This window comes from Nonomuraea sp. NPDC050404 (genome assembly GCF_040655495.1).
GTDB lineage: Bacteria > Actinomycetota > Actinomycetes > Streptosporangiales > Streptosporangiaceae > Nonomuraea.
Map to the genome: position 1 here is coordinate 1 of NZ_JBFAKB010000035.1, position 25,809 is coordinate 25,809.

Below are 25,809 nucleotides of genomic sequence, written 5' to 3' on the forward strand. Positions count from 1 at the left end.
ACTGGATATGGCGTCGACACCCAAATCCTTGCAGGTCAGGGGCACCTTTTCTCATGTTTCAGGAAGAGCCGACTCCCTCGGCTGAATACCCGAGGTTAGGTGGTGCGGCGGGGTGGCCGAGCGCGACCAGCCTGGAGAGGCCGCACGCCCGTCTGGCCGCCCAGCACCTGGGTCGGGATGGGGACCTGCCGGCCCGGCGTCAATCTCAGTCGCACCTGAGAAGCGCCGGTGACGTGGAGTCGCCTCGCCGTTCGAGGCTCAGGTGGAAGCTCGATCATGGTCCACAGTTGGTCCACAACCAGCGAGCTGCAACGAGAACGGGCGGGACTCCGTGAGACTGGAGGCCCGCCCGTACCTGCGATGTTTGCCCTGGTCAGCGGCCGAAATCGCTGATCAAGGTCGAGTGCCCCCTGTAGGATTCGAACCTACGCACCCGGCTCCGGAGGCCGGTGCTCTATCCCCTGAGCTAAGGGGGCGCTACGAGTGACAAGGCTAGCAGTATCTGGGGACCGCTTGGCACCAGATAAAGGTCGGTGAACACTTCCAGCGAAAACCGCCCGTGACCGGCCCGCTACAGGTTAACTTTGCGCCCGTGGGCGAGCTTCTTGGGAAAGTACTGGTCGTAGACGATGATGAGGTCATCCGGCAGCTCATCGCGGTCAACCTGCACCTCGAGGGGTTCGAGGTGGCGACTGCGACTGATGGGCAGGATTGCCTCGAGCAGGTGCTCGAAGTCATGCCTGATGTCATCACGCTCGATGTGATGATGCCGTTCCTGGACGGGTGGACGACGGCGCACCGGTTGCGGACGGAGGAGGCCACCAGCCACATCAAGGTCGTGCTCATCACGGCCAGGGCTCAGGATGATGACAAGGTGCGGGGGCGGGGGATCGGGGTGGATGCGTACCTCACCAAGCCGTTTGATCCGGCCGAGTTGATTCAGGTTGTGCGGGATCTGGCTGCTGGGTCTCGGAGATGAGAGGGCCACGCCGGCGGCGCCCTTCCGGGTATGACGGCCGTCCGTAAACGTTTGGGTGAGTGGGCGGGCGGGTGCTTCTTGGATGGTTCGTGGTCGGTTTGTGGGGGCGTGGGTAGGGCCGGGAACTCGTGCGGGGTTGCTGTGAGTCATATGTGTAGGGCGAGGTTCTTCGTCCGGCCCAAGATGTGAAGGTGGGATCGTGCGTAGTTCGATCTTCGGTAATCTCGACCCCCAGCAGATGCCCCCTGGCGGTTTCGTGCTGGAGAACCACAAGATGCTGCGCGTCCAGCTGCCCCACGAGGTGCTGGCCAAGCAGGGGTCCATGGTCGCCTTTCAGGGAAAGATGGACTTCGACTACGAGGGTTCCGGCGGGATCGGGAAGCTGTTCAAGAAGGCCATGACGGGGGAGGGCGCCTCCCTGATGCGGGTGCGTGGTGAGGGGCGGCTCTTCCTCGCCGACAACGCCGATGACATTCACCTCTTCTATCTGGAGAACGAGGGGATCACGGTCAACGGGCGCAATCTGCTGGCGTTCCAGCCGCAGCTCACCTGGGACATCCAGCGTGTGCAGGGGGCGGGGGTGGCGGCCGGTGGGTTGTTCAACACGACCGTCACCGGGACGGGGTGGGTGGCGGTGACCACTCATGGCACGCCGGTGCTGCTGGACGCGGCCGCCATGCCGACGTTCGCGGATGGGCAGTCGGCTGTTTGCTGGAGTGCGGGGCTGAACGTCGGGGTCAATCGAACGGTGAAGATGGGGGCGTTGATCGGGCGGGGGAGTGGGGAGGCCATGCAACTCGCGTTCACCGGGCAGGGGTTCGTGCTGGTGCAGGCCAGTGAAGGGGTTCCCGTTCCGGCGCCTCGTTCCTAGTCGCCGGCGAAGGGTCGATGGTGGGCCCGGCGGGTGGCCAACGGTAGGTAGACAGGGAATTAGCTAATTGCCATAATGGGTCGGTGCTGGACGTCGATCTGATCAAGGCACTGGCCAATGACAAGAGGCTGCTGATCCTGGAGTTGTTGCGCGACCCCGAGCGGCACTTCCGGCCGCAGCGCGACGGCGACCTCGTACGCGACGGAGTCTGCTCACTGTTCATGGCCGAGAAGCTCGGCGTGAGCCAGCCCACCTGCGGCGAGCATCTGAAGGTGCTGGCCAAGGCGGGGCTGATTCGCGGGACGAAGATCAAGCAGTGGGTGTTCTACCGGCGCGACGAGGATCGGATCGCCGCGGTGAAGGAGTTGCTGAGCAGTGACTGGTGAGCCCCATGCCGCCTACGACCGTCTCATCAAGGAGATGGACGCCGCCGGGGCGCGCTACCGCCTGATCGACCACCCGCCCGAGGGACGTACGGACGAGGTCAGCGCGTTGCGCGGGCATGACGCCTCGCAGGCCGCCAAGTGCCTGATCGTGATGGTCAAGGTGGGCAAGAAGCAGACCCGGCACGTGCTGGCCGTGGTGCCGGGCGACGCGCGGCTCGACCTTCAGGCGGTCAAGGGCCTGCTCGACGGCACGTACGTGGCCTTCGCCGCCAAGGACAAGGCCGAGGAACTGGCCGGGAGCGAGAGCGGGACGGTGTTGCCGTTCAGCTTCGACCCCCGGCTGGAGCTGGTCGCGGACCCGTCGCTGCTGAGCCGCCCCGAGCTGTACTTCAACGCCGCCCGCCTCGACCGATCCGTGGCGCTGTCCACCGACGACTACGTACGGCTGGCGGCGCCCCGGATCGAGCCGATCGTCTCGAAGGAGGATAAGGCGGAGGTGGGCGTCCCGATCGTCTCGAAGGAGAGCTAGGCGCAGGTGGGCGTCTCGATCGGCTTGAAGGAGAACTGCTAGGCGCAGGTGGGTGTTGGGGCGGTGTTGGTGCCGGTCCAGGAGCCCAGGAAGCCGAACGTGGTCGAGGCCCCGGGCGCCAGCAGGCCGTTCCACGAGACGTTGCGCACGCTCACCGAGGACCCGCTCCCGCCCAGCGTGCCGCCCCAGATCTGGGTGATCCGCTGACCGTTGGCGAACGTCCACGACACCGTCCACGCGCTGATCGGCGTCGTACCGGTGTTCTTGACGGTGACCTCGCCCTGGAACCCGCCCTGCCACTGCCCGGTCGCCTTGTACGTGGCCGTGCAACCTCCCGTAGGCGGCGGGGTGATGGTCGGGGTGATGGTGGGGGTGGGGGTGCCGGGGTCGGTGCCGGCGAGTGCGTTGACCAGGGGCGTGTACCACTTGTCGGACATCTTCTGATCGCCCGCGGCGTTCGGGTGCACCCCGTCGTAGGTGTCGGTGCCCGTGCTGAAGCCCGTCCACTGGTCCACCACCGTGATCGGCGACTGCGCGGTCGTGGTGGCCGCGGCCCAGGCGGGGATGGCGTTGTTGAAGTTCACCGTGCGCTGGGCGCACTCTCCGCAGCTGGACGGGTTCATAGGGATGATCTTGGCGACGAGGATCTTCATGTTGGGATTGCTGGCCCGCATCTGGTTCACCATCGTGGTGAACGCGCTGAGGATCGTCGCCGGCGCGATGTTGCTCCACACGTCGTTGGTGCCGAAATGCATGAGTACGACGTCGGGCCGGGTGGCGGACAACCAGCCGGTCAACAGGTTCTGGTTGGCCACGTTGGTGGCCAGGTAGCCGCCGTGCCCCTCGTTGTCGCCGTCGTGCGCCACTCCGCAGCCCTGCGGCGGAAGGGTCCCGACGAAGTCGATGTTGGTGTGGCCGGAGCTCTGGAGGCGGTTCCAGAGCATCGCCCGCCAGCAGCCGGGGGATCCGGTGATCGAGTCGCCCAAGGGCATGATCCTGGTGGCGGCGGCGCTGGCCGTGGCGGTGGTGGCGAATAACACCGCCGCGGCCAGTGCCACCAGCGCGGCCAGCACGGAGCCGGTCTTGCGCATCGTCTGCTCTCCCGTCGTAAGCCTGCGCAGATCGTAAAATCGGCGGCCGTACGCGGGAAGGAGGCGATCAAGTCGGAGCCTCTGACCAGGGCGGACGAATGTAACTTTCAGCCGCGTACCACGGCCAATGGGCAGGGCGCGTGGTGCAGGAGGGCCTGGCTGATGGAGCCGATCAACATCCCGGCCAGCTGCCCATGCCCCCGCGACCCCACGACCAGCAGATCGGCCCGTACCGCGGCCTCCTTCAGCACCTCCATCGGATGCCCGCGCACGACCTCGGCCACCACCTGCACCCCGGGATGCCGTTTCCGGTGCTCGGCCAGCGACTCCTCCAGGGCTCCGACCGTGTCCCGTTCGCGCTCGGGGGAGGCCGCCTCGAAGCCGCCCGCCTGGGGCCAGGCCCAGGCCCGGACGGCGCGCACCCGTGCGCCCCGCAACGCGGCCTCGGTGAAGGCGAATTCGAGCGCCCGCTCGGCGCCCGGCGAGCCGTCGGCCCCGGCCACGATCTCGCCGCGCGGGGAGGCGGGTGTCTCGTGAACGAGCACGACGTCCGTACGCGCGTGCGCGGCCACCCCGTGCGCGACCGACCCCACCAGCAGCCCCCGCACCCCGCCGATCCCGCGACTGCCCACGACCAGCAGTGCGCCGCCCTCGGACATCCTGATCAGCGCCGAGCGGGGGTCGCCCGGCACCAGCATGCCCTCGACGAGCACCTGCGGCCACTCACGGCGGGCGCGGTCCCTGGCCGCGTCCAGCACGGAGTGCGCGCCGTCGCGCATCCACCTGGCCACCTCGGCGTAGTGCTGGACGGCGGTGTCCTCGCTCACCCATTTGGGTACGGCGTACGCGATGGTCAGCGGAGAGTTGCGCAGCTCCGCCTCGGCCGCGGCCCAGCCGACCGCCTCCAGGCCGGTACGGGAGCCGTCGGCGCCTACGATGATCAAGACCACAGCTCCTCAGGGCAGGGCGTAACACTCCACTTCCGCCCGGCGGAACGGGATTCCGGCCGCCTGTGAGTCGCGGGTGCACGCGCGTTCGGTCTTGCTGAGCCTGAGTGTGCCACAGACGGACACGCCGGAGTATGTCCGGCAGTCGAGCGTCGAGTCGGATTTGCCGACGCGATACATCTCCCTGACCGCCGCACGGCACTTCCCCTTCCCCGTGTCGGCGTAGCGGCACTGGGCGATCAGAGTGTCGTACTGCTCCTGGCTCACTTCGTGCTGCTGCATGCCGTCACCGGCGGCGGCAGTGGCGCCGGAGGCGGTCATCACGACGAGTAGTCCAACGACAGCGGCGATTTTTCTCATGTTTCCCCTGATGGGACCGTACCGCTGACGGCGATCGCCAAACCTCGCCCGCGAGGTTTCGGGCCGGGCGGGCCGTGGGTACGATCATCGCCGACCAACGCGGGAGCCCGGTGCGGACCGGGCTGAGAGGACGGCTGACAGCCGCCGACCGCCAGAACCTGCTCCGGATAATGCCGGCGAAGGGAGTTTGCGCGATGAGCGACGCGCGCTTTTCCAAGATCTACAACGGTGACCTGCGGGTGCCCATGCGGCAGGTCAACCTGTCCAACGGCTCGTCGGTGACGCTGTACGACACCTCGGGCCCGTACACCGACCCCGCCTACGAGCCGGACCTGCGGCGCGGGCTGCCACGCCTGCGTGAGCGGTGGATCGGCGAGCGGCGCGCGGCCGGTCAGCCGGTCACGCAGGTCGGCTGCGCCCGGCGCGGGCTGGTGACCAGGGAGATGGAATTCGTGGCCGTGCGCGAGGGCGTCACGCCCGAGTTCGTACGCCAGGAGGTCGCCGCCGGCCGGGCCATCATCCCCGCGAACGTCAACCACCCCGAGTCCGAGCCGATGATCATCGGCCGCAACTTCCTCGTGAAGATCAACGCCAACATCGGCAACTCCGCGGTGACCTCCTCCATCGAGGAGGAGGTCGAGAAGATGACCTGGGCCACCAGGTGGGGCGCCGACACGATCATGGACCTGTCCACCGGAAACGACATCCATGAGACGCGCGAGTGGATCCTGCGCAACTCGCCCGTACCGGTCGGCACCGTGCCCATCTACCAGGCGCTGGAGAAGGTCAAGGGCCGGCCCGAGCTGCTGTCGTGGGAGGTCTACCGCGACACCCTGATCGAGCAGTGCGAGCAGGGCGTCGACTACGTGACCGTGCACGCGGGCGTGCGGCTGGCGTACGTGCCGCTCACCGCAGGGCGTAAGACCGGAATAGTCTCGCGCGGCGGCTCGATCATGGCCGCCTGGTGCCTGGCGCACCACCGCGAGAGCTTCCTGTACGAGAACTTCGCCGAGATGTGCGAGATCCTGGCCCGCTACGACGTGTCGTACTCGCTCGGCGATGGCCTGCGCCCCGGTTCGATCGCCGACGCCAACGACGAGGCCCAGTTCGCCGAGCTGCGCACGCTGGGCGAGCTGACGGGGATCGCGCGCGAGCACGACGTCCAGGTGATGATCGAGGGGCCGGGCCACGTGCCCATGCACAAGATCAAGGAGAACGTGGACCTGCAGCGCGAGCTCTGCGACGACGCGCCGTTCTACACGCTGGGCCCGCTCGTGACGGACGTCGCGCCCGGCTACGATCACATCACCTCGGGCATCGGGGCCGCCATGATCGGCTGGTTCGGCACCGCGATGCTCTGTTACGTCACGCCCAAGGAGCACCTCGGTCTGCCGGACAAGGACGACGTCAAGACGGGCGTGATCACGTACAAGATCGCCGCTCATGCCGCTGACCTGGCAAAGGGGCATCCGAAGGCGCAGGAGTGGGACGACGCGCTGTCCGACGCGCGCTTCGAGTTCCGCTGGGAGGACCAGTTCGACCTGTCGCTAGACCCCGACACGGCGCGCGCCTTCCACGACGAGACGCTGCCCGCCGCGCCGGCCAAGACCGCGCACTTCTGCTCGATGTGCGGGCCGAAGTTCTGCTCCATGCGGATCAGCCACGAGATCAGGGACGCGGGCTACGCGGAGAAGGCCGCCGAGATCAGGGATGCGGGCTACGCGGAGAAAGCCGCCGAATTCAGGAGGCTCGGCGGCAATCTCTACGTCGACTAACCGGGTAGCGTCTCCCCGCCGATCGGGGCCAGGATCTCGCCCGTGTAGTACGACGACAGCCGGTTGGAGGCGAAGAACACGTACGAGGGGGCGATCTCGTCCGGATCGGCGGCCCGCCCCATCGGGACCTGTTCGCCGAACTTCGCCACCTTCTCCTCCGGCATGGTCGCCGGGATCAGCGGCGTCCACACCGGCCCGGGTGCCACGGCGTTGATCCTGATCCCGCGATCGACCAGGTTCTGCGCCATGGAGTAGGTGAAGGCGTTGATGGCGCCCTTGGTGGCGGAGTAGTCGATGAGCGTCTTGTTGCCGCGCAGCCCGTTGATCGAGGAGGTGTTGACGATGGCCGCGCCCTCGCGCATGTGCGCGAGCGCGGCCTTCGTGACGTGGAAGAAACTGTGGATGTTGACCGCGAACGTGCGCTCCCACTGCTCGTCGGACAACTCCTCCAGACCGTTCACCGGCTGCTGGTAGGCCACGTTGTTCACCAGCACGTCCAGCCCGCCCAGCTCCGAGACGGTCTGTTCCACGACGGAGCCGCAGTGGGCGCGTTCTCCCAGGTCGCCGGGCAGCAACACGCAGCGCCGCCCGGCCGCCTCGACGAGCTTCCCGGTGTGGGCGGCGTCGTCGTGCTCGCTGAGGTAGGCGATCGCGACGTCCGCCCCCTCCTTGGCGAAGGCCACGGCCACCGCCCGGCCGATGCCCGAGTCGCCGCCGGTGATCAGGGCCCTCCTGCCCTCCAGCAGGCTCCTGCCCTCGTAGTCGCGCATCTCGTCACGCGGCTGCGGGCTCATCTCGGCGGTGTGGCCTGGGTACGGTTGACTCTGCATGACCAGCGGCCTGCCCGAGGCCGGGTATGGATAACACCGGCTACTTGACGAATCCCTCTGACCTGAGCCAGTCGCGGGCGACCAGCGCGGGATCGCCGCCGTCCACGTCCACCTTGGCGTTGAGCTTCTGCATCACGTCGTTGTTCAGCTTGGCGCTGATCGGCGCGAAGATCTTGGCGATCTCCGGATGGGCGTCGAAGAGCTGTTTACGCAGCGTGATCCCCGCGTTGTACTGCGGGAAGAAGTGCTTGTCGTCCTCCAGCAGGACCAGGCCGAGCGCCGGGATCCGGCCGTCGGTCGTACTGATCAGGCCCATGGCGCACTGGCCGCTGGCGATCGAGTTGTACAGGATGCCGACCGACATCCGCTTCACGTTGGCCGCCGGCACGTCGGTGCCGTATCGCAGGCCGTAGCCCTTGAGCATGCCCAGGAAGCCGTCGTCCCGGCCGAACGCCTCGTGGTCGACGCAGTACGTACGCTCCGCCACCGGGATCTTCGTCATCTCCGAGAGCTTCGTCACGCCGTACTTCTCCGACGTGGCGCGGGTCATGCCGATGGAGTAGCTGTTGTTGATCGCGGAGGGCGGCAACCAGACGATGCCGTTCTCGCGCAGATCCAGGTCGCGCACGGCCACGTACTGCTCATGCGGGTCAGGGATCGGCTTGCTCTGGCCGAGGTAGGTGATCCAGCCGGTGCCGGTGTACTCCCACATCACGTCGGCGCCGCCCCTGATCAGCGAGGCGCGGGCGTTCACACTGCCCTGGACGTTGGTCTTGTCGGTCACGTCCGCCCCGGCCGCCGCGAGCGCGAGCACCGCCATCTTGCCCAGGACGAGCTGCTCGGTGAACTCCTTGGACGTCACCCGGATCGGGACGCCCTCCAACGTGGGTATCGGCTTGATGCTGCCGGCCTCGACCGGTGGCACGAAGGACGAGGCGGGCCGCAGCCCGCACGCCGAGAGGGCGATGAGCAGGAGCAGCGCCATGAGTGCTCTCACGACAGACCCTTCGGTGAGAGGTAACGCTGGGCCAGCCCACCAAGCCAGTCGATGAGCAGCGCGAGTACGGCGATCAGCACGCACCCCGTGATCAGGACCAGACTGCGTTGTGTGGTCACGCCCGTGGTGATCAGGTCGCCGAGCCCGCCGGATCCGATGAAGGCCGCGATGCCCGCCGAACCCACGTTCAGCACCAGCGTGGTCCGCACCCCCGCCAGGATGACCGGCACCGCCATCGGCAGTTCGACCTTGAACAACACCCCGGCCGCCGACATGCCGATGCCCCGCCCGGCGTCCACCAGCCGCGGGTCCACCTGCTCGATGCCCACCATCGTGTTGCGCAGCGCGGGTAGCAGGCTGTAGGCGAACAGCGCCGCCACCGCCGTCCAGAACCCGATCTGGAACACCACGGCCAGCAGCACGACCAGGCCCACCGCCGGGGTGGCCTGGCCCAGGTTCACCAGGGACAACACCAGTGGCGTCGCCTTGCGCAACGCGCGCCGGGTGAGCAGGATGCCCAGCGGCAGCGCCACGACCAGCACCAGCACGGTCGAGAAGAACACGAGCTGGATGTGCTCCCACGTGCGCCGCAGGATGTAGGGCAGGTTGAGCGAGCCCGACTCGATGCCGTCGAGCGGGACGACCTGCGTGTAGACCACCATCGCCACGCCCACCAGCAGGTAGCACAGCGGGGGCAGGATCACGTGCCAGGAGCGCCCGATGCGCGGCTCGGGCGCGGTGGCCTCCCTGGCCGAAGCGCTCTCGACCGTCACCGGGTCCCCTCACCCCTGCGCTGTCGGCGCTCGCGTTCGTGGGTCTTGATGGCGGCGATCGCGTTCTGCACCGTGGTCAGTGACAACGATCCTGTGTACGCCCTGCGTCTGCCGACCACCGGTACGACCTCGGTATCGGCGTTGAGCAGCGACTCCAGGGCGTCCTGCAAGGTCATGCGGGCGCTGATGAAGCCGGTTACGGGGTCGCCGGCCGTACCGACCGGGCCGCTGAGACCTTCGAGCTCGGCCTGGCCGACCCACCTGAGCGGGCGGCGCATCCCGTCGAGGACCAGCGCGTAGCCGCGGCCGTCGCTCTCGACCTCCGCCAGGAGCTCCCGCGCGTCGGCGTCCTCGGTGGTGTAGGGGACCTGGTCCGTCTCGATGTCGCCCACCTTGGTCAGTCGCAGCAGCCGCATCGAGGAGCCGCCGCCGAGGAACTGCTCGACGTAGTCGCTGGCCGGGTTCGTGAGGATCTCGGCCGGGGTGGCGTACTGCTCGATGTGGCCGGGGCGCTGCATGATCGCGATGTGGTCGCCGATCTTGAGCGCCTCGTCCACGTCGTGGGTGACGAAGACGATCGTCTTGGCCAGCTCTTCCTGGAGGCTGAGCAGCTCGTCCTGCATGCGCTCGCGGCTGATGGGGTCGAGCGCGCCGAACGGCTCGTCCATCAGCAGTACGGGCGGGTCGGCGGCCAGCGCCCTGGCCACCCCGACACGCTGCTGCTGCCCGCCGGACAGGCGGCGCGGGTAGGTGTCGCGATACAGCTCGGGCTCCAGGCCCACCAGCGTGAGCAGCTCGTCCACGCGTTCGGCGACCCGCGCCTTGTCCCAGCCGAGCATCTTGGGCACCTGGCCGATGTTGGCGGCCACGGTCATGTGCGGGAACAGTCCCGCCTGCTGGATCACGTAGCCGATGTGGCGGCGCAGCCGGTCGGGGTCGATGTCGCGGGAGTTCTCACCGCCGATCACGATGTCGCCCGAGGTGGGCTCGATCAGGCGGTTGATCATGCGCATGGTGGTCGTCTTGCCGCACCCGGACGGGCCGAGCAGGACCACGATCTCACCGGCCGGGATGTTCAGATCCAGCTCGTGTACGGCCGGTTCGTCCACTCCGGGGTAGGACTTGGTCACCTTGCGCAGCTCGATCGGCACGCCGCCAGTTGGCTGGTCAGGCACGAGCACCTCCCAACCTTTCGCCCGGGGTGGTGAACCGTCCGAGCAGTACGAAGAAACCGTCGAAGATGAGCGCCAGGATCGCCACCCCGATCGTGCCCGTGAGCGTGGCGTTGATGGAGTTGGCGCCGCCGAGCCTGGCCAGGCCCGAGAAGATCTGCTCGCCCAGGCCGGGGCCGGAGACGTACGCGGCGACCGCGCCGATGCCCATCGCGAGCTGCGTGGCGACCCTGATGCCCGTCAGGATCACCGGCCAGGCCAGGGGCAGTTCGACCCTGGTCAGTGATCTGCGCCGGCTCATGCCGATGCCGCGGGCGGCGTCCACCAGCATGGGGTCGACGCCGCGCAGGCCGACGATGGTGTTGCGGATGATGGGCAGCAGGGCGTACAGGACGATCGCGGTGACGCTCGGCGCCACTCCCAGTCCGAGCGGGGGGATCAGCAGGCCGAGCATGGCCAGCGACGGGATCGTGAACAGCACCCCCGCGACGGCTGTGGCGAGCGCCGAGGGCCTCGGGCGGCGGTAGGTGGCCACACCGATGAGCACGCCGAGCACGGCCGCGATCAGGACGCACTGCGCCACCATGCTGGCGTGCTGGACTGTCTCGAAGACGATGAGATCCCATCTGTCCTCGACGTACTCCCACAAGTTCATCCCCTGACCCTTAACCGTGATTCCAAGTCTCAAACACCCCACACGTCACTTCCGTAACAGGCGGGAACTGTTTTCGCAGGTCAGAACGTTGAAAAAATGATGAATTTTGCACGGGTCGGCCCAGGGCTAGATGAGAGGTTTCTCATCTGTGGCTCAGCTTGGTCTCCTCGAAGGGCGTCAGGGTCGGACACATGAAACATCGGGGAACGGTGATTCTTCTCGTCCTGCTGGCGGCGGCGGTCGCCGTCACTTCCGTGGGGCTGGTACAGGCCGCCGACAGCGGTCCCGACCTGGGCGAAGCCATCATGGTTTCGCCGTCGCCCCTGGCCTCGCCCGGCCGGGCGAGCGCGTCGGAGACTCTGCGGACCGGGGAGTCCAAGCCCACACAGTCCGGGGAGTCCGATCCGACGCGACCCGGCGAGTCGCCCAGCGTCGGCTCCTCGCCCTCGCCCAGCGCCGACCGGAGCCCGAGCGAGCGGCCCACGGCCCGCAAGACGAAGGCGGAGCCGGTCAAACCGCTGTCCCCGCGCCCCGGCGGCGGGGACGATGATGACGACGATGATGGTGGCGACGATGATGGCGACGACTGATGGGGAGGTCACATGCGGTTGAGCGCCCGTGCCCGGATCGTGGGCTGGATGCTCGCCGTCGTCGGACTTGCCCTGTTGGTCTCGATTCTTGCGACGTGGTCCATTCTGTTCGTCCGGCTCAACGACCGCATGGAGGCCGAGCTGCGCAACGAGGTGGACAAGCTGCGGCAGTACGCGGACCGGGCGCTCGATCCGGAGACCGGGAAACCGGTCACCGACGTCGAGAACCTGATGACGGGTTACCTGCAGCTCAACGTCCCCGATCGATGGGAGACCCTGTTCACCATCCTCGACGGCAAGGCGCACAAGATCCCCGCGGCGCCGCCGCTCGCCCGCATCGACACCGATGACGAGCTGGTGGCGCGGATGATCAGGGCGACCAGGGTCGAGCACGGTGAGTTCGACAGCGCGGCGGGAACGGTCCAGTACGCGGTGATCCCGGTCACCGTGTCCGGCGACTCCCGCCGCGGTCATGTCGTCGTGGCGCAGTTCTACGACCTGCACCGGCGCGAGATGGTCGACGCGGTGAGCGTGCTCGGCCTGTCCTCGCTGGCGGCGATGGGGCTGACAGGGGCGGTCGGCTGGTTAGTCGCCGGGCAGGTGCTCGCGCCGGTCCGGCTGGTCCGCCAGACCGCGGAGCAGATCAGCGACTCCACCGACCTGACCCGGCGGCTCGACGTGCCGGGCGACGACGACGTGGCGGCGCTGGCGGCGACGTTCAACCACATGCTCGACCGGCTCGAACGGGCCTTCGTCGTGCAACGCAACTTCATGGACGACGCCGGCCACGAACTGCGCACGCCGATCACCGTCATCCGCGGTCACCTGGAGCTCATGGGCGACGACCCGGACGATCGCGCCGAGACCATCGCCCTGGTCACCGACGAGTTGTCGCGGATGAACCGCATGGTCGACGACCTGCTCACCCTCGCCAAGGCCGAACAGCCGGGCTTCCTGGCGCTGGACAACGTCGAGCTGGCAGACCTGACGGTCAGCGTGGTCGCCAAGGCACGTGCGCTCGGTGAACGCACGTGGCGGGTCGACGACGTGGCCGAGGCGCGCCTGCCCGCCGACCGCCAGCGGCTCACGCAGGCGCTCATGCAGCTCGCGGCCAACGCCGTGCGCCACACCACCGACGGTGACCTGATCGCCGTCGGCTCCGCCGTGCGCGAGGGTCGCGTCGATCTGTGGGTACGCGACAGCGGCCCCGGAGTGGCGCCCGCCGAGCGCGAACGCATCTTCGGCCGGTTCGTCCGCGGCGCCGGCCGTACCGGGGCCCACGACGGGGCCGGCCTCGGACTGGCCATCGTCAAATCCATCGCCCAAGCCCATGGAGGCACAGTGAAAGTGACGGAGGCTGCCGGGGGCGGAGCCTGCTTTGTCATCTCTCTTCCGCTATGGGAGCTGTGGAGGGTGGGGTGAACCGCATACTGATCGCCGAGGACGAGGCCAGGATCGCCTCCTTCGTGGAGAAGGGGCTGCGGGCCAACGGCTTCGTCACCGCCGTCGTGGGGGATGGGGTGGCCGCGTACGACCTGGCCAGCACGGGCGGGTTCGACCTGCTCATCCTGGACATCGGGCTGCCGCTGAGCGACGGGTTCACCGTGCTGCGGCGGTTGCGGGGGGCCATGGTGAGCATTCCCGTCATCATTCTGACCGCGCGCGACAGCGTGAGCGACACGGTGGCGGGGCTGGAGGGCGGCGCCGACGACTACATCGCCAAGCCCTTCGCCTTCGAGGAACTCCTGGCCAGGGTGCGGCTGCGGTTGCGGGCCGACCGTACGCCCGAGGTGACCGTGCTCCGGGTGTCCGATCTGTCGCTCGACCTGCGTACCAGGCGGGCCTATGTCGGTGATCGGGCGGTGGACCTGTCCACCAGGGAGTTCGCGCTGGCGGAGATCTTCTGCCGGCATCCGGACCAGGTGCTGACGCGCGAGCAGTTGCTCAGCCACGTGTGGGGGTTCGACTTCGACCCCGGCTCCAACGTGGTGGACGTCTATGTGCGTTACCTGCGCCGCAAGATCGGCGCCGACCGGATCGAAACCGTCCGCGGCACCGGCTACCGCATGAGAGTCGCCTGACCGTCAGTCCCAGCACGATGAGAGTTGCCCGCCCAGCAGTCCCGGGAGACCGGCCGGCTGGATGAGAGCCGCTCGACCACCAGCCCCGGAGGCACTGGCCATCGGTGGATGAAAGCCATCCACCCGGCCAACTGCCCCGGGGCGTCGGCTTTTTGGCGGACGGGTCCTTGCTCGGCCGCCTGCCTCGCGGGTGGGTCCTGCCTGGCCACCTGTCTTGGGGTGTCGGCTTTTGGCGGATGGGTCCCGCTTGGCCAGCTGCCTCGGGGCGCCGGTTCTTGGCTGATGAGTCCCGCCTGGTCACCTGCCATCTGGCCTGGTGCGCGATTCGGAGCTGTTTCGTCTCATGCCGCCGGGAGACCGGTCGGCTGGATGAGAGTTGCCTAATCATCAGCTCACAACCGCTTCACTCCCCACCACCAAGCTGTTCATCAGGAACACTACGGAAGGAGCGGTTGTGATAGCCGGACTTGCGATGGACCTTGTGGCGATCGTCGTGCTCGCCTACGGCCTCTACTATCGGCGCCATCATCGGCGCGATCTGTTGTTCGCCTACATCGCGCTCAATGTGGGCATCTTCGCGGTGGTGTCGCTGCTGCTGGTCCAGCGGGTCGACATCGCCGTCGGGTTCGGACTGTTCGGCGTGTTGTCGATCATCAGGCTCCGATCGAACGAGATCACCCAGCAGGAGATCGCCTACTACTTCGTCGCGATCGTGCTGGGCCTGGTCAACGGCATAGCCGGGTCGTGGCCGATGACGGCGCTCCTGCTCAACGGGGTGCTGCTGGCGGTGATGTACGTCGCCGACCACCCCGGACTGCTCGGCCGCACCCGCCAGCAGGTCGTGACGCTGGACGTCGTCCACGCCGATCCGGAGATGTTGCGGGTGGACCTGGAGAGCCGGTTGCGGGCGCGGGTGGTGCAGTGCGTGGTCCAGCAGGTGGATTACGTACGGGATGTGACGGTTGTGGACGTCCGCTATGTGGTGCCGAACGCACGGGTGGGTGTGCGATGAGGCGCATGCCGGGAACGGGTGGGTGTGCGATGAGGCGGACACCGGAACTTGGTGGGCGTGCGATGGGGCGTATGCCGGATACGGGTGGACGTGACGTGCGGCGTAAGTCGGATACGGGTGGGCGTGACGTGCGGCGTAAGTCGGAAGACCGACGGGTGCGGATGAACCGGGCCGCCATGTGTCGCCGCCGGACTCTGGTCGGCAGTTCATCGAGGGGGGAACGGTCCAGTGGCTGAGCCGTACGCGGACACGCTGATGGCGGGGATCGCCGCCACGATGCCGACGATCGGGCTGGAGGACGTGCCGGAGCTGATGAGCCGGGTGGACCGCAAGTACATCGTGACGGCCTCGACCATGGCGAGCCTCGCGGCGGAGCTGGGAGACCGCTTCTGCGCGCTGGCCATCGGAGGCAGGCGGCAGTTCCGTTACACCTCGACCTACTTCGACACCCCTGACCTGCTCACCTACCGCCAGCATCGGCAGGACCGGCGGCGCAGGTTCAAGCTGCGCACCCGTACCTATCTCGACGGGGGCGGCCAGTGGCTGGAGCTCAAGCTCAGCGGCGCGCGGGGCAGCACGGACAAGCACCGCATCCCGTACGACGGCGTGCCGAGCCGGACGCTCACGGCGGAGGGGCTGAATTTTGTCCGCGACACACTGCTCGGTGAGCTGCACCTCATCGCGCCGGAGACGCTGGAGCCGGTGCTGGCCACCGACTACAAGCGGGTGACGCTCATCGACCGTTCCGGCGCGGCCCGCGTGACCTGCGACACCGGCCTGCTGTGCCGCGACGGTTGCCGCAGTACGCCGGCCCGCGAGGACATGGTGCTTCTGGAGTCGAAGTCGGCGGACGGCAAGGCGCTGATCGACAGGCTGCTGCGGGGGATGGGGGTGCGGCCGGTGAGCGTGAGCAAGTACTGCCTCGCGGTCGCCGCCCTCCGCGACCTGCCGGCCAACCGCTGGCACCCGGTCCTGCACCGCTACCTCCAGCACCGTCCCGCTCCCCGACGTCCGGCAACCCCCAGGGGACACGCCCCGAGCCGGGCCTACGGTTGGGGCAGCACCCCGGGCACGCTCCGCAGCCCCACATTCGCCGAGCGACGGCGAGCCATCCCAGAGAGCTGGCATGGTGACCGGCCATCGTCGACAACGATCGGCCACTGACCGAAGACCGCCTGGAAGATCGCCGCCGGCCGCCGGGGGATTTGCGACCGTGCCGGGTGCAAGGGCGTGCGGCGGTGAAGGGCCGGGTGCTGGGCGAAGGAATGCGAGGTGGCGAGGGGCTGAGGTGGCGAGGGGCTGAGGTGGCGAAGGACTGCGAGGTGGCGAGGGGCTGAGGTGGCGAAGGGCTGACGTGGCGAAGGGCCGACGTGGCGAAGGGCTGGGATGTGGTGAAGGGCTGAGAGGTAGTGGGGGCTTGTGCCGTGGTGGGACGTGGGTGGTGGCGTGGGGTTGGGATGTGGTGAGGGGCCTGTGCTGTGGCGGGGACATGGGTCGCGGCGAAGGGTTGGGCCTGGGGTGGGGAGGCGGGTGGTGGTGAAGGGTGGGGCTTGGGGTGGGGAGTGGTGGTTTTGGAGGCGACCCGCCTGGGCTGACCTGCTGAAACTCGACACGGATGCTTCGTGGTGATAGGCAGGAAATGGATCTGCGAGATGAGTAGCGATTGCCCGTCGGATTTGTGGGGCGGCCATGCCGTAACGCCTGGTGATTAATCCGCGGAAGCTTGCTGCCCGGCAAAAAGGACTTTCCTTATGCTTGAGCGCATCAACGAAATACCGGGCGTCGTGCTGAGTGCGGATGAGTATCTCGATGACTTCTGGCCGAACTTTCGCAGGATCGATGATGTTTTCTGGAAGCTCGAAAGGATTCAGAGCTTTCGGCAGACGGGTGAGCCCAGCTGGGTCGCGATGATGGAGGGCGATTGGGATCGCTCGCTGAAGCTGATCGGCGACGGGCGTGGAACCGTGGGTGAGGATGCCAGCGGAGGCGAGGTACTTCGCGGGGGCGTTAGTGGGGGCGAGGTCTTTCGCGGTGGCGTCAGCGGGGGCGAGGTCCTTCGCAGGGATGGGAGCGGAGGCGAGGTCCTTCGCGGTGGCGTCAGCGGAGGCGAGGTCTTTCGCGGGGACGGTAGCGGGGGTGAGGCCTTTCGCGGGGACGGCAGCGCGGGCGAGGTCCTTCGCAGGGACCGGAGCGGGGGGCGGAGCGGAAGAGAGGGTGCCAGCGTAAGTGGGGGCGGCGGCGTAAGCGGAGGTGGCGGCGTAAGCGGGAGCGAGAGTGGGGGTGGGGGTAGGAGCGGGGGCGGAAGTGAGCGTGGGCGTTCGGGGAAGAAGCTCGTGTGCAAGCGGATCAGGGTCGTCGAGCAGCCGGTCACGCCCTATTTGCAGTGGGAGATGCACGTTCTGGCGCTGAAGGTCGCGGATGTGGAGCGGGTGCGGGTTCTCGACGCTGGTGAGGTGGCTGAGGTCGAGGTCGGTCGGTGCTTGCCGGAGTTGGTGGTGCTGGGGACGTTGGTCATGTACGAGGTGACGTACGACGCCGCGGGCACGCACAGCGGGGCGCGGCGGATCGACGATCGGGAAGTGATCGCGGCCTGCCGTGGTGAGCTCGACAAGCTGTTCGCCAAAGGTGAGGAGTTCCAGACCTACTACGAGCGGGAGATCGTGCCGCTCCCCGCTCCCCGGGAGACCATCTGAGCTGGGCCTTCTCCCATGGGGCGGCCGTCCGCGCGGGACCTTCTCCCGGTGGGGTGGCCGTTTGGGTGGGGCCTCTGCATGGTTGTGTGGGGCCTTCTCCCCGGTGGGGTGGCCGTCTGAGCGGGTCCTCCTCCCGGTGGGGTGGCCGTCTGGGTGGGCCTCTGCATGGTGGGGTGGCGGTCTGGGTGGGGCCTCTGCATGGTGGGGTGGCGGTCTGGGTGTGGGGCCTTCTCCCCGGTGGGGTAGCCGTCTGCGTGAGCTCTGTTTACGGTGGGTGACCGTTTGAGTGGGCCCCTGGGTGACCGTCGGGGGTCGCGCCGTTTCTCTGGGGGCTTGCTCATGCCGTTCAGGTGCACCCGTGCAGTGGCCGGCTAGAACGCCATTCCAGGCACGCAGGCATGGCCAGGCTGCCATGCCACGGCACGCGAAAGGCTTGCCCTCCCACTCGCGCCTCAGGGCGGGCGAGGCTTGCGGCGCTTGCGTCGGATGTTGGGGCCGGGAATGCCTATACCGGTCAGGAGAAAAAGGGGCCCGTGAGCCCCTCTTCTTCCATCATCCGTCGCCGTATCGCTTGGGATACGGTGTGGCCTCCGGGCCGCTCGTGTCTGCGGGAGCGAGCTTCCCCGTGGGCGGCTTTTCGTCGTCGGCCTCGCCGATGTAACGGGCTTCGGGGTCGAAACTCAAAGCCGTCCCACATCTGAAGCAGACAGTGGCTTCAGGGTCGGACGTGGACATCCTGCACTTGGGGGCGGTGCAGTACTTGATCCGCTTGGCCTGTCCGACCTGCCAAGGCGCGGCCTTCTCTTCGGCTACCACGGTGCTTAGGTTACCCTCGCTACCCGCCGTACGTCCCGCCGCAGCCGTTGACGTGACACGTTCCGCCCTGTTCGGACCCCCAGCCCCCGCACTTGCTGCACTGCCACATCCTGAGGGCGACGTTCCACAGCTTTATCACGTGACGAGCCTTTCTCGTTGAGAAGTCCCTCCGATGCGCCCTATTGGGCCTGGGCAATTATATAGCCTTCATGGGAATCGCCTGCCGGACAATTAGGGCCTTAGCGGGCTGATGGCTGTGACTAATTTATTTATTCATCTTCCGAGCGGCCGCCGAACAGGTTGAGGAGTTTTGTCGTTGCGGTGGTCCGTGGAGCCTCGGTCGAAAGGTCCGTGGGGCTCGGCGGGAGGTCATCCGTGGGGCTCGGCGGGAGGTCAGGACGCCGCTTCCGGGCGCCACAACCAGCGGAGGGCATCGGGGAGCAGGACGCCGCCATGGTTGGGGCTGTGGTCGCCGTCGCCCAGGACCAGGCGGAAGTCGTAGCCGGCTTCCGCGAGAGCCGCCGCGACGCGCAGGTTGCTGGCGAACCAGTTCCAGTCGGGCTCGTTCCAGCGCAGGTCGCGATGGCCTGCTTGGAGGAAGATGCGCAGCGGTTTGCGGGGGACGCTGGGAATGATCGCGGGGTAGGGGTTGCCGTACGGCATCTGCGCGAAGCTGGACAGGTAGCCGATGACGCGGCGGAACTTGTCCGGGCGCATCCACGCGGCCGTGAACGCGCAGTTGCCGCCGCTGCTGCCCCCGCAGATGCCCCACCGCTCGGGGTCCTCCGAGACCGAGTAGCGCTGGGTGACCTGAGGGATGATCTCGGTCAGGAGGAAGGTCACATATCGGTAGTCGAAGGCGTCGTACTCGGTGTTCCGGTTCTTGGAGTTCGCGACGTTGGGGAAGACGCCAGGATCGACGAACACGCCGATGGTGACCGGGATGTCGCCGCGGTGGACGAGGTTGTCCAGGACGATCGCGCCGCGTACCTCGCCTTCGGGGTCCAGATACCACCATCCGTCCTGGAACACCATCAGCGATGCCGGCTCGGCAGGGTCGTACTGCGCGGGCACGTGAACCCAGAACTTCCGTGATGTGCCCGGGTAGATCGCGCTTTCGTTCCAGTCGAACTCGATCGTCTTCCCGGAGGGGACGCCGGCCCGTGCGGTGGAGTCGGGGCCGTGTGCGTAGCGAACGTGTGACTGGTCGATCGGAAGCGGCTGGTAGGGCACCTCGGTGATCACACGAGCCACCCTAAGAGAGATCGTCTGACCGCCTCAACAGAACCCCGTGGCGCTGGATTCTCCGCGCGGGCGTTTTCGGCGTCGTGCTGGGACTCTTCGTGCGGGCGTGTTCCGTGTTGCGCTGGGACTCTTCGTGCGGGCGTTTTCGGCGTCGTGCTGGGACTCTTCGTGCGGGCGTGTTCCGTGTTGCGCTGGGACTCTCCGTGCGGATGTGTTCGGCGTCGCCCCGGGCTCTCCCCGCGGGCGTGTTCGGCGTCGTGCCGGGCTCTCCGTGTGGGGGTGTGCAGCAGCGCGCCGGACTGCCGTGCCGATGCCCAACGGGTGGGGATGACTATTCATTCGATGTATAGTCGCGATCATGCCAACCAGTCACGTGCTGCTCGGCCTTCTCGTCGAGCGGCCCAAGCACGGCTACGAGCTCAAGAAGGAGCACGATCAACGCCTGGCCGGCGCCAAGCCGCTGGCCTACGGGCAGGTCTACGCGACGTTGCAGCGGCTGGAGCGCGACGGGTTCGCGGAGGTGGCGGAGACGTCGCAGGAGGGTGGTCCCGAGCGGACCATGTACGCGATCACCGATGGCGGCCGGGCGGAACTGACCCAGTGGCTGAACACGGTGGACGCGCCGGCCCCCTACGTCGCCAGCCCGCTGTTCGCCCGCGTCGCCGTCGCCGGGAAGGACGCCGACGCCTATCTCGTACGGCAGCGCGAGGCGCACCTGACCCGCATGCGGGAGCTGACCGCCACGAAGGTGGCCGGCACGCCCGCCGAGGTGCTGGCGGCCGACTACGCGCTCCAGCACCTCGACGCGGACCTGCGCTGGATCGAGACCGCACTCACACGGCTGAAGGAGGACGGCAATGCTTGAGGCCAGGGGCCTGGTGAAGTCGTACGGCAAGGCACTCGCGCTGACAGGCGTCTCGCTTGAGATCGCCGAGGGCGAGATCCTCGCGATCACCGGGCCGAGCGGGTCTGGAAAGTCCACCTTGCTGCATTGCCTGGCCGGGATCATCCGACCGGAGTCCGGGGAGGTCGTGCTGGACGGCAAGCGGATAGACACGCTGGCCGAGGCGGAGCTGACCAGGCTGCGCCGCGAGAACTTCGGCGTGGTCTTCCAGTTCGGCGAGCTGGTGCCCGAGCTCACGGCGGCGGAGAACGTGGCCCTGCCGATGTTGTTCAACCGGCGCGACAGGCAGGCGTCGATGAGCGTCGCGGCGGACTGGCTGGACCGGCTGGGCGTGTCCGACTGCGCCGGCCAGCGGCCCGGCGAGCTGTCCGGGGGCCAGTTACAGCGGGTGGCCGTCGCGCGGGCGCTGGCGACAGAACCGCGTGTGATCTTCGCCGACGAGCCCACCGGAGCGCTGGACACGCTCGGCGGCGAACAGGTGATGAGCGCGCTGCTCGGCGCGGCCCGCGCCAGCAACACCGCAGTCGTCCTGGTCACCCATGACAACCGGGTGGCCGCCTACGCAGACCGGGAGATCACCCTGCGCGACGGGGCCGTCCTGACGGGGGTTACCCCGTGATCGCAGTCATGCGAATGCTGAACCGGGGGCGGTCGCGGACCGAGCGGGTACGCGCCCTGCTGGTCGCCGCAGGGGCGGGCGCGGCGACGTTGCTGATCTGCACGGCCGTCAGCCTGGTGGACACCAGGAACGAGGGCAGCTCACTGACCGCGCTCGCCCTGACCCTGCTGGCCCTGCCGGTCGCCGGGCTGGTGCACCAGGCCAACCGGCTGGCCTCGGCCACCAGGGAACGGCGGCTGGCGGGCCTGCGCCTGGCCGGGGCCACGCCTCGTGACGTACGGCTGCTCTCGGCGCTGGAAGGCGGCTGGCTGGCGCTGTCCGGCTCGCTGGCCGGCGCCCTGATCTACCTGATCACCCACCTGTCCGGGCCGATGGTCCAGGTGCCGGTGGTCCTGATCCTGGTGACGCTCAGCGGGGTTGTGTCGGGGGCGCGCGCCGGCCGGCACGTCATCTCCTCGCCCTTGGGACTGGTCCGCCGTTCACGTCTGCGGGGGCCGAGGAAGACGGACCTGCTCCTGACGGTGGCGGGTGTCGGTCTCGTCGTGTTGCCCCTGCTGATGACCAAGGGCTACTTCCGGATCCCCGTGCCATTCGGCGGGTACGGGCTGGCCGTGTCCATGGCGGCCGGGTTGGTGCTCGTGCTCTTCGGCGTGACCCTGGCCACGACCTGGCTGATCAGGCTGTACGCCCGCCGCGCCGGGCGGCGGGCCAGGTCGCCGGAGATGTTGCTGGCGGCGCGGCTGGTCGAGGCGGATCCGAGGGCGTGGGCCAGGGCGCTGTCCGTGGTGAGCCTGACCGTGTTCTTCGCCGCGGCAGCCGGAGCCCAGCAGGCGGGCGTCGGTGCGTACTGGCATGCCCATGCGCTGGTGGACCTCGCGCTCCTGGTGGCGCTGGTGACCTCGGCGGTCGCCCTGGTGGTGCACCAGGCGGAGGAGCTGATCGACCACCAGCGTTCGTTCGCCGCGCTCGCCGCCTCCGGGGTGCCGGAGCGGGCGCTCGGCGCGGTGCTCGTACGGCAGGCGTTCGTCGCGGCGCTGCCCGTCTGTGCCGTGGCGGCGCTCGTGGGAACGCTGGCGGTGATCCTTCCGTTGGGGGACATCTACCAGGTGCGATGGCTCGGCTGGGCGGGTGCCAGGGCCGTGGCCGTGGCGGGCATCGGGGTTCTGGCCGCGGTGCTCGTGGCCCTGGCGGCACGACCCCTCCTGCGCGGAGCCCTCCGCCTGGACAAGCTGCGCGCCTGAAAGCCGGACGCGAGCGCCGAACGGCTGGACGCGCGACGGACATAGGACCACACTCCTACCCACGGGGTCCGTGGTCCCAGTTGGAAGACCGTCCCGCCGTCGGATGAGATGCCCCGGGGCGCGAACCATGCTGGGTGTCATGTTCACCCCGTGGAAATCTGCGGTGCTAGCGTTCGCCCTGGTCGGCGCGCCCCTGACGGCCACGCCCGCCGCCTCGGCGGATCAGCACGAGTGCGCCGTCGCCGATAAGCGTTGCGACGGCCGCATCTCCGTGCCGCTGGACTGGGACGATCCCCGGTCGGAGCGGATCAGCGTGGCGTTCGCCTGGCTGCCCCGTACGGACCGGTCGCGCCCGGCCACCGGCACCGTGCTCGCCAACCCGGGCGGGATCGCGCCCGCGCTGCCCGCCGTGCCCACCATCGCCGCCGCCCTCGGCCCGGTTCTCCAGCGGCAGAACCTCCTGGTCGTCGAGCCGCGCGGGCACGGCGAGTCCAGCCCGCTGCTCTGCCCCGGCCTGGACCTGGCAGAACAGAGGACGATCGCGGCCTGCGCGGCCCAGCTCGGCCCGAAGACCGCCTTCTACACCTCCGACCAGGCCGTACGGGACATGGACGCGGTACGGCAGGCGCTCGGCGTGCCGAAGGTGAGCTTCTACGGCAACTCCTACGGCACGATCCTGGGCCCGGCCTACGCCACCAGGTTCCCGCGCAACACGGCGGCGGTCTTCCTCGACAGCGTCGTCTCCATCGGCGCGGACGGTTACGCCCGTGCCTCCATCGCCACCCCCATGAGCGACCACGACGACGTCTGCCGGCCCTCTCCGGCCTGCCGGAAACTGCCCGGCGATCCCCGCGGAACCTGGAGCAAGCTGGTACGGCACCTGCGCGCCGAGCCGGACTCGGCCCTGCCCATCACGACACTGCGAGCCGTCGGCAACGTTCTCACCGACCCGGCCTTCGGGCGCGAGACCGCCGCGGCGGCCACCGCCTACCTGGCCGGCGACCGGCGCCCCCTCCACCGGCTGGGCAAGGCCGTCGGCGATTTCCAGGGGATGCCGCTCAAGGATCCGACATATGCGGGAATGCTCGCCTACTACTGCGGGGACTTCCGCCACCCGTACGATCGCGAGGCGTCTCCCGCCGAGCGACGCCGGCAACTCGACCACTACTACGCCACCGAGCGCCCGTTCGAGCCGTTCGTCGTGGAAGAGCTGGCCGGGCCGTTCGGCTGGCAGGACTGGTGCGTGAGCTGGCCCACGCCGCGCGAGAGCCCGCCCGTTCCTCCCGGCGCCGACTACCCCGACGTGCCGGCCTTGGGGGTGGGAGGGCAGCTGGACGACGACGGCTCCGGGGCGGAGGTGCTCGGCCGTTTCCCCGGAGGCAGGCACATCACGATCCCGTTCGGCAGCCACAGCGTGTCCCTGAACCAGCGCCCGCCACTGGTCGAATGCGTGCGCAAGGAGATGCGGCGCTTCCTCGAACGTCTCGCCGCCGGCCGCCCGGTCTGCAGCGCCGCGACGTACCAGGCCCTCGGCTCTTTCCCGAGGACCATCGACGACGTGCCTCCGGCGCGCGGCGCGGGTCTTTCCGTGAGCGAGCGGCGCCTGCTGGCCGTGGCGTTCGGCACGGCCACCGACGCGCTGCACCGCCGCAACCCGTACTCCGCCCTGTACGGGAGGTTGAAGACCGAGGCGGGGCTGCGCGGCGGCCAGGTGAGCTTCGACGACGACCAGTCGCGGATCCGCCTGGACCAGGTCCGCTACACCGGCGATGTCGCGGTCACCGGCGTCGTCCATCCAGAGGGCAGGGCGGTGCTCACCGTGCGGGACCGCCGCGTCGAGTTCACCTGGGACGCCTTCCGCGCCGAAGAGTCCACCCGGATCCAGGGCACCCTGGACGGCCGCGCCTTCAAAGCGCGGATCCCCGCCCACTGAACGGGCCGTGTGGGTCCCCGCGCATTGAACGGGCCGTGGCGCGGGTACGGGGGCCCGCGCCACGGCCCGGCCCGCTCGCCGGCTACAGCGGCAGGCCGCCCGTGGCGGAGCTGGTCGAGCCGGTCGCCTGGTAGGCGGCGATCGTACGCTCCGCGATGCGCATCTGGTGGATCTCGTCGGCGCCGTCCGCGAAGCGGGCCCAGCGGGCGTGCTGGAACATGTTCGCCAGCGGCGTGTCCGTCGAGTAACCGAGTGCGCCGTGCACCTGGATCGCGCGGTCCACGATCCGGTTGAGGCTGCCCGCCACGAAATGTTTGGCCATCGACACCTCCGTACGGAAGTCCTCGCCCTTGTCGATCTTGGAAGCGGCGTGCAGGACCATCAGCTTGCACTGGTAGAGCTCCATGGCCGAGTCCGCGATCAGCCACTGGATGCCCTGCTTCTCGGCGAGCAGGGAGCCGTGGCTGTAGCGCTTGAGCGCGCGGTCGACCATCATGTCCAGCGCCGTCTCGGCCTGGGAGATCCAGCGCATGCAGTGGGCGAGCCTGGCGGGCCCGAGCCGGTACTGGCCCAGCCGGTGGCCGTTGCCCCGCCCGCCGAGCACCGCGCTGTCGGGGACGCGCAGGTCCTTGATGACAATTTCACTGTGTCCTGTGGAGCCGTGCATGGTCTCCACCTCGCGTACATCGTTCCAGCCGGGGTTGGGCAGGTCCACGAGGAAGGCGGTGTTGCCGCCGCGCGAACCCGCCGGCACGTCCTGCTCGGTCCTGGCGATGAGGATGGCGAAGCTGGCGCGGCGGGCGTTGGAGATGAACCACTTGTGGCCGTTGATGACCCATTCGTCGCCGTCCTTGACGGCCTCGGTACGGATCAGCGTCGGGTCGGAACCGGCCACCTCCGGCTCGGTCATGGCGAAGCAGGACATCTTCGCGCCGTCGAGCAGCGGGCGCAGGTACTTCTCCTTCTGCTCGTCGTCGGCCCAGTGCAGCAGGGTGTGCATGTTGCCCTCGTCAGGGGCCTGGCAGTTGAACACCCATGGTCCGATGCGGGTCTTGGCCGCCTCTGAATGCACCATGGCCAGCTCCACGTGCCCCAGGCCCATGCCGCCCCACTCCTTCGGCATGTGGGGCAGCCACAACCCCTCCTCCTTGGCCAGGGAGCGGAGGTGGAAGATCGCGCGGAGATAGGCGTCGCGGTCGCCCTCCTTCAGGTCCTCCATGGCGGGCACGACGGTGCCCTGGATGAAGGCGCGGACCCGCTTGCGGATCTCCTCGTGCTCAGGGGCGAGGGTGAAATCAATGGCCATATCG

At 68.5% G+C, this 25,809-nt stretch carries 26 protein-coding genes, 1 tRNA gene and 1 riboswitch; of the genes, 15 read left to right on the forward strand and 12 right to left on the reverse strand.

Annotation, left to right across the window (positions count from 1 at the left end; genetic code table 11):
- Positions 1-404: 404 nt before the first annotated feature.
- Positions 405-476: transfer RNA gene (locus AB0I81_RS54210), tRNA-Arg, on the reverse strand.
- Positions 477-592: 116 nt separating this feature from the next.
- Between AB0I81_RS54210 and AB0I81_RS54215 the strand changes: the two genes are divergently transcribed.
- From AB0I81_RS54215 to AB0I81_RS54230, 4 genes are all read left to right on the forward strand, one after another.
- The gene (locus AB0I81_RS54215) at positions 593-979 is read left to right on the forward strand and encodes a response regulator (protein WP_360676320.1); all 387 of its coding nucleotides are present in this window, start codon (positions 593-595) and stop codon (positions 977-979) included.
- A gap of 199 nt (positions 980-1,178) precedes the next feature.
- Positions 1,179-1,850: an AIM24 family protein gene (locus tag AB0I81_RS54220; protein WP_360676323.1), complete on the forward strand. Its 672-nt coding sequence runs from the start codon at positions 1,179-1,181 to the stop codon at positions 1,848-1,850.
- Between the two features lie 83 nt (positions 1,851-1,933).
- Complete coding sequence (locus AB0I81_RS54225) at positions 1,934-2,236, forward strand: metalloregulator ArsR/SmtB family transcription factor (protein ID WP_360676326.1); 303 nt, start codon at positions 1,934-1,936, stop codon at positions 2,234-2,236.
- The gene (locus AB0I81_RS54230; RefSeq protein ID WP_360676329.1) at positions 2,226-2,765 is read left to right on the forward strand and encodes a YbaK/prolyl-tRNA synthetase associated domain-containing protein; all 540 of its coding nucleotides are present in this window, start codon (positions 2,226-2,228) and stop codon (positions 2,763-2,765) included. The genes AB0I81_RS54225 and AB0I81_RS54230 overlap by 11 nt, the downstream gene beginning before the upstream one ends.
- Before the next feature lie 38 nt (positions 2,766-2,803).
- Here AB0I81_RS54230 and AB0I81_RS54235 read toward each other — a convergent pair whose 3' ends face one another.
- The 3 genes from AB0I81_RS54235 to AB0I81_RS54245 form a co-directional block, all read right to left on the reverse strand.
- On the reverse strand, positions 2,804-3,856 hold the full coding sequence (locus AB0I81_RS54235) for a cellulose binding domain-containing protein (RefSeq protein WP_360676331.1): 1,053 nt from the start codon (positions 3,854-3,856) through the stop codon (positions 2,804-2,806).
- Positions 3,857-3,963: 107 nt separating this feature from the next.
- On the reverse strand, positions 3,964-4,800 hold the full coding sequence (locus AB0I81_RS54240) for a universal stress protein (protein WP_360676333.1): 837 nt from the start codon (positions 4,798-4,800) through the stop codon (positions 3,964-3,966).
- Between the two features lie 12 nt (positions 4,801-4,812).
- Complete coding sequence (locus tag AB0I81_RS54245) at positions 4,813-5,163, reverse strand: hypothetical protein (RefSeq protein ID WP_360676336.1); 351 nt, start codon at positions 5,161-5,163, stop codon at positions 4,813-4,815.
- An 89-nt stretch (positions 5,164-5,252) separates the two neighbouring features.
- Positions 5,253-5,365, forward strand: a riboswitch (TPP riboswitch).
- Between AB0I81_RS54245 and thiC the strand changes: the two genes are divergently transcribed.
- Positions 5,358-6,938, forward strand: a complete 1,581-nt coding sequence (gene thiC, locus AB0I81_RS54250; RefSeq protein ID WP_360676339.1) for a phosphomethylpyrimidine synthase ThiC — start codon at positions 5,358-5,360, stop codon at positions 6,936-6,938. (Overlaps the previous riboswitch by 8 nt.)
- Here the strand turns inward: thiC and AB0I81_RS54255 are convergent.
- From AB0I81_RS54255 to AB0I81_RS54275, 5 genes are read right to left on the reverse strand one after another with little or no spacing between them, the layout of a single operon-like run.
- Positions 6,935-7,768 (reverse strand): SDR family oxidoreductase, encoded by an 834-nt coding sequence (locus tag AB0I81_RS54255; RefSeq protein WP_360676341.1) that lies wholly within the window; start codon positions 7,766-7,768, stop codon positions 6,935-6,937. The genes thiC and AB0I81_RS54255 overlap by 4 nt on opposite strands.
- Positions 7,769-7,808: 40 nt before the next feature.
- Positions 7,809-8,765, reverse strand: a complete 957-nt coding sequence (locus AB0I81_RS54260; RefSeq protein ID WP_360676344.1) for a glycine betaine ABC transporter substrate-binding protein — start codon at positions 8,763-8,765, stop codon at positions 7,809-7,811.
- Positions 8,762-9,538 (reverse strand): ABC transporter permease, encoded by a 777-nt coding sequence (locus AB0I81_RS54265; protein WP_360676347.1) that lies wholly within the window; start codon positions 9,536-9,538, stop codon positions 8,762-8,764. Before AB0I81_RS54265 ends, AB0I81_RS54260 begins: the two co-directional genes overlap by 4 nt.
- Positions 9,535-10,713, reverse strand: a complete 1,179-nt coding sequence (locus AB0I81_RS54270) for an ABC transporter ATP-binding protein (protein WP_360676350.1) — start codon at positions 10,711-10,713, stop codon at positions 9,535-9,537. Before AB0I81_RS54270 ends, AB0I81_RS54265 begins: the two co-directional genes overlap by 4 nt.
- Entirely contained in the window at positions 10,706-11,365 is a 660-nt protein-coding gene (locus tag AB0I81_RS54275) for an ABC transporter permease (protein ID WP_360676353.1), read from the reverse strand. Before AB0I81_RS54275 ends, AB0I81_RS54270 begins: the two co-directional genes overlap by 8 nt.
- 191 nt (positions 11,366-11,556) lie before the next feature.
- Here AB0I81_RS54275 and AB0I81_RS54280 point away from each other — a divergent pair, with 191 nt between their 5' ends.
- The 6 genes from AB0I81_RS54280 to AB0I81_RS54305 all read left to right on the forward strand — a co-directional run bounded on the left by AB0I81_RS54280 (position 11,557) and on the right by AB0I81_RS54305 (position 17,741).
- Positions 11,557-11,955 (forward strand): hypothetical protein, encoded by a 399-nt coding sequence (locus AB0I81_RS54280; protein WP_360676356.1) that lies wholly within the window; start codon positions 11,557-11,559, stop codon positions 11,953-11,955.
- Between the two features lie 12 nt (positions 11,956-11,967).
- A complete protein-coding gene (locus tag AB0I81_RS54285; protein WP_360676359.1) occupies positions 11,968-13,377 on the forward strand; it encodes an ATP-binding protein in 1,410 nt (469 codons plus the stop codon).
- Entirely contained in the window at positions 13,374-14,036 is a 663-nt protein-coding gene (locus AB0I81_RS54290; protein ID WP_360676362.1) for a response regulator transcription factor, read from the forward strand. Before AB0I81_RS54285 ends, AB0I81_RS54290 begins: the two co-directional genes overlap by 4 nt.
- Before the next feature lie 472 nt (positions 14,037-14,508).
- A complete protein-coding gene (locus tag AB0I81_RS54295) occupies positions 14,509-15,048 on the forward strand; it encodes a DUF4956 domain-containing protein (RefSeq protein ID WP_360676672.1) in 540 nt (179 codons plus the stop codon).
- Between the two features lie 228 nt (positions 15,049-15,276).
- Entirely contained in the window at positions 15,277-16,212 is a 936-nt protein-coding gene (locus tag AB0I81_RS54300) for a polyphosphate polymerase domain-containing protein (protein ID WP_360676365.1), read from the forward strand.
- A gap of 587 nt (positions 16,213-16,799) precedes the next feature.
- Positions 16,800-17,741 carry a DUF6879 family protein gene (locus AB0I81_RS54305; RefSeq protein ID WP_360676367.1) on the forward strand — a complete coding sequence of 314 codons (942 nt, stop codon included), beginning with the start codon at positions 16,800-16,802 and terminating at the stop codon, positions 17,739-17,741.
- Between the two features lie 552 nt (positions 17,742-18,293).
- On the opposite strand, the gene AB0I81_RS54310 is transcribed toward AB0I81_RS54305, so the two are convergent.
- On the reverse strand, positions 18,294-18,557 hold the full coding sequence (locus AB0I81_RS54310) for a hypothetical protein (RefSeq protein ID WP_360676369.1): 264 nt from the start codon (positions 18,555-18,557) through the stop codon (positions 18,294-18,296).
- Positions 18,558-18,950: 393 nt separating this feature from the next.
- Positions 18,951-19,802, reverse strand: coding sequence for an alpha/beta hydrolase-fold protein (locus AB0I81_RS54315; protein ID WP_360676372.1), 852 nt, complete (start codon positions 19,800-19,802; stop codon positions 18,951-18,953).
- A gap of 358 nt (positions 19,803-20,160) precedes the next feature.
- On the opposite strand from AB0I81_RS54315, the gene AB0I81_RS54320 reads away from it, so the two are divergent.
- The 4 genes from AB0I81_RS54320 (at position 20,161) to AB0I81_RS54335 (ending at position 24,499) form a co-directional block, all read left to right on the forward strand.
- Complete coding sequence (locus AB0I81_RS54320; protein ID WP_360676375.1) at positions 20,161-20,667, forward strand: PadR family transcriptional regulator; 507 nt, start codon at positions 20,161-20,163, stop codon at positions 20,665-20,667.
- Complete coding sequence (locus AB0I81_RS54325; protein ID WP_360676377.1) at positions 20,660-21,325, forward strand: ABC transporter ATP-binding protein; 666 nt, start codon at positions 20,660-20,662, stop codon at positions 21,323-21,325. Before AB0I81_RS54320 ends, AB0I81_RS54325 begins: the two co-directional genes overlap by 8 nt.
- Before the next feature lie 8 nt (positions 21,326-21,333).
- Complete coding sequence (locus AB0I81_RS54330; protein ID WP_360676379.1) at positions 21,334-22,566, forward strand: hypothetical protein; 1,233 nt, start codon at positions 21,334-21,336, stop codon at positions 22,564-22,566.
- A 163-nt stretch (positions 22,567-22,729) separates the two neighbouring features.
- Positions 22,730-24,499 (forward strand): alpha/beta fold hydrolase, encoded by a 1,770-nt coding sequence (locus AB0I81_RS54335; protein ID WP_360676382.1) that lies wholly within the window; start codon positions 22,730-22,732, stop codon positions 24,497-24,499.
- An 82-nt stretch (positions 24,500-24,581) separates the two neighbouring features.
- On the opposite strand, the gene AB0I81_RS54340 is transcribed toward AB0I81_RS54335, so the two are convergent.
- Positions 24,582-25,805 (reverse strand): acyl-CoA dehydrogenase family protein, encoded by a 1,224-nt coding sequence (locus AB0I81_RS54340; RefSeq protein ID WP_360676385.1) that lies wholly within the window; start codon positions 25,803-25,805, stop codon positions 24,582-24,584.
- Positions 25,806-25,809: the final 4 nt, after the last annotated feature.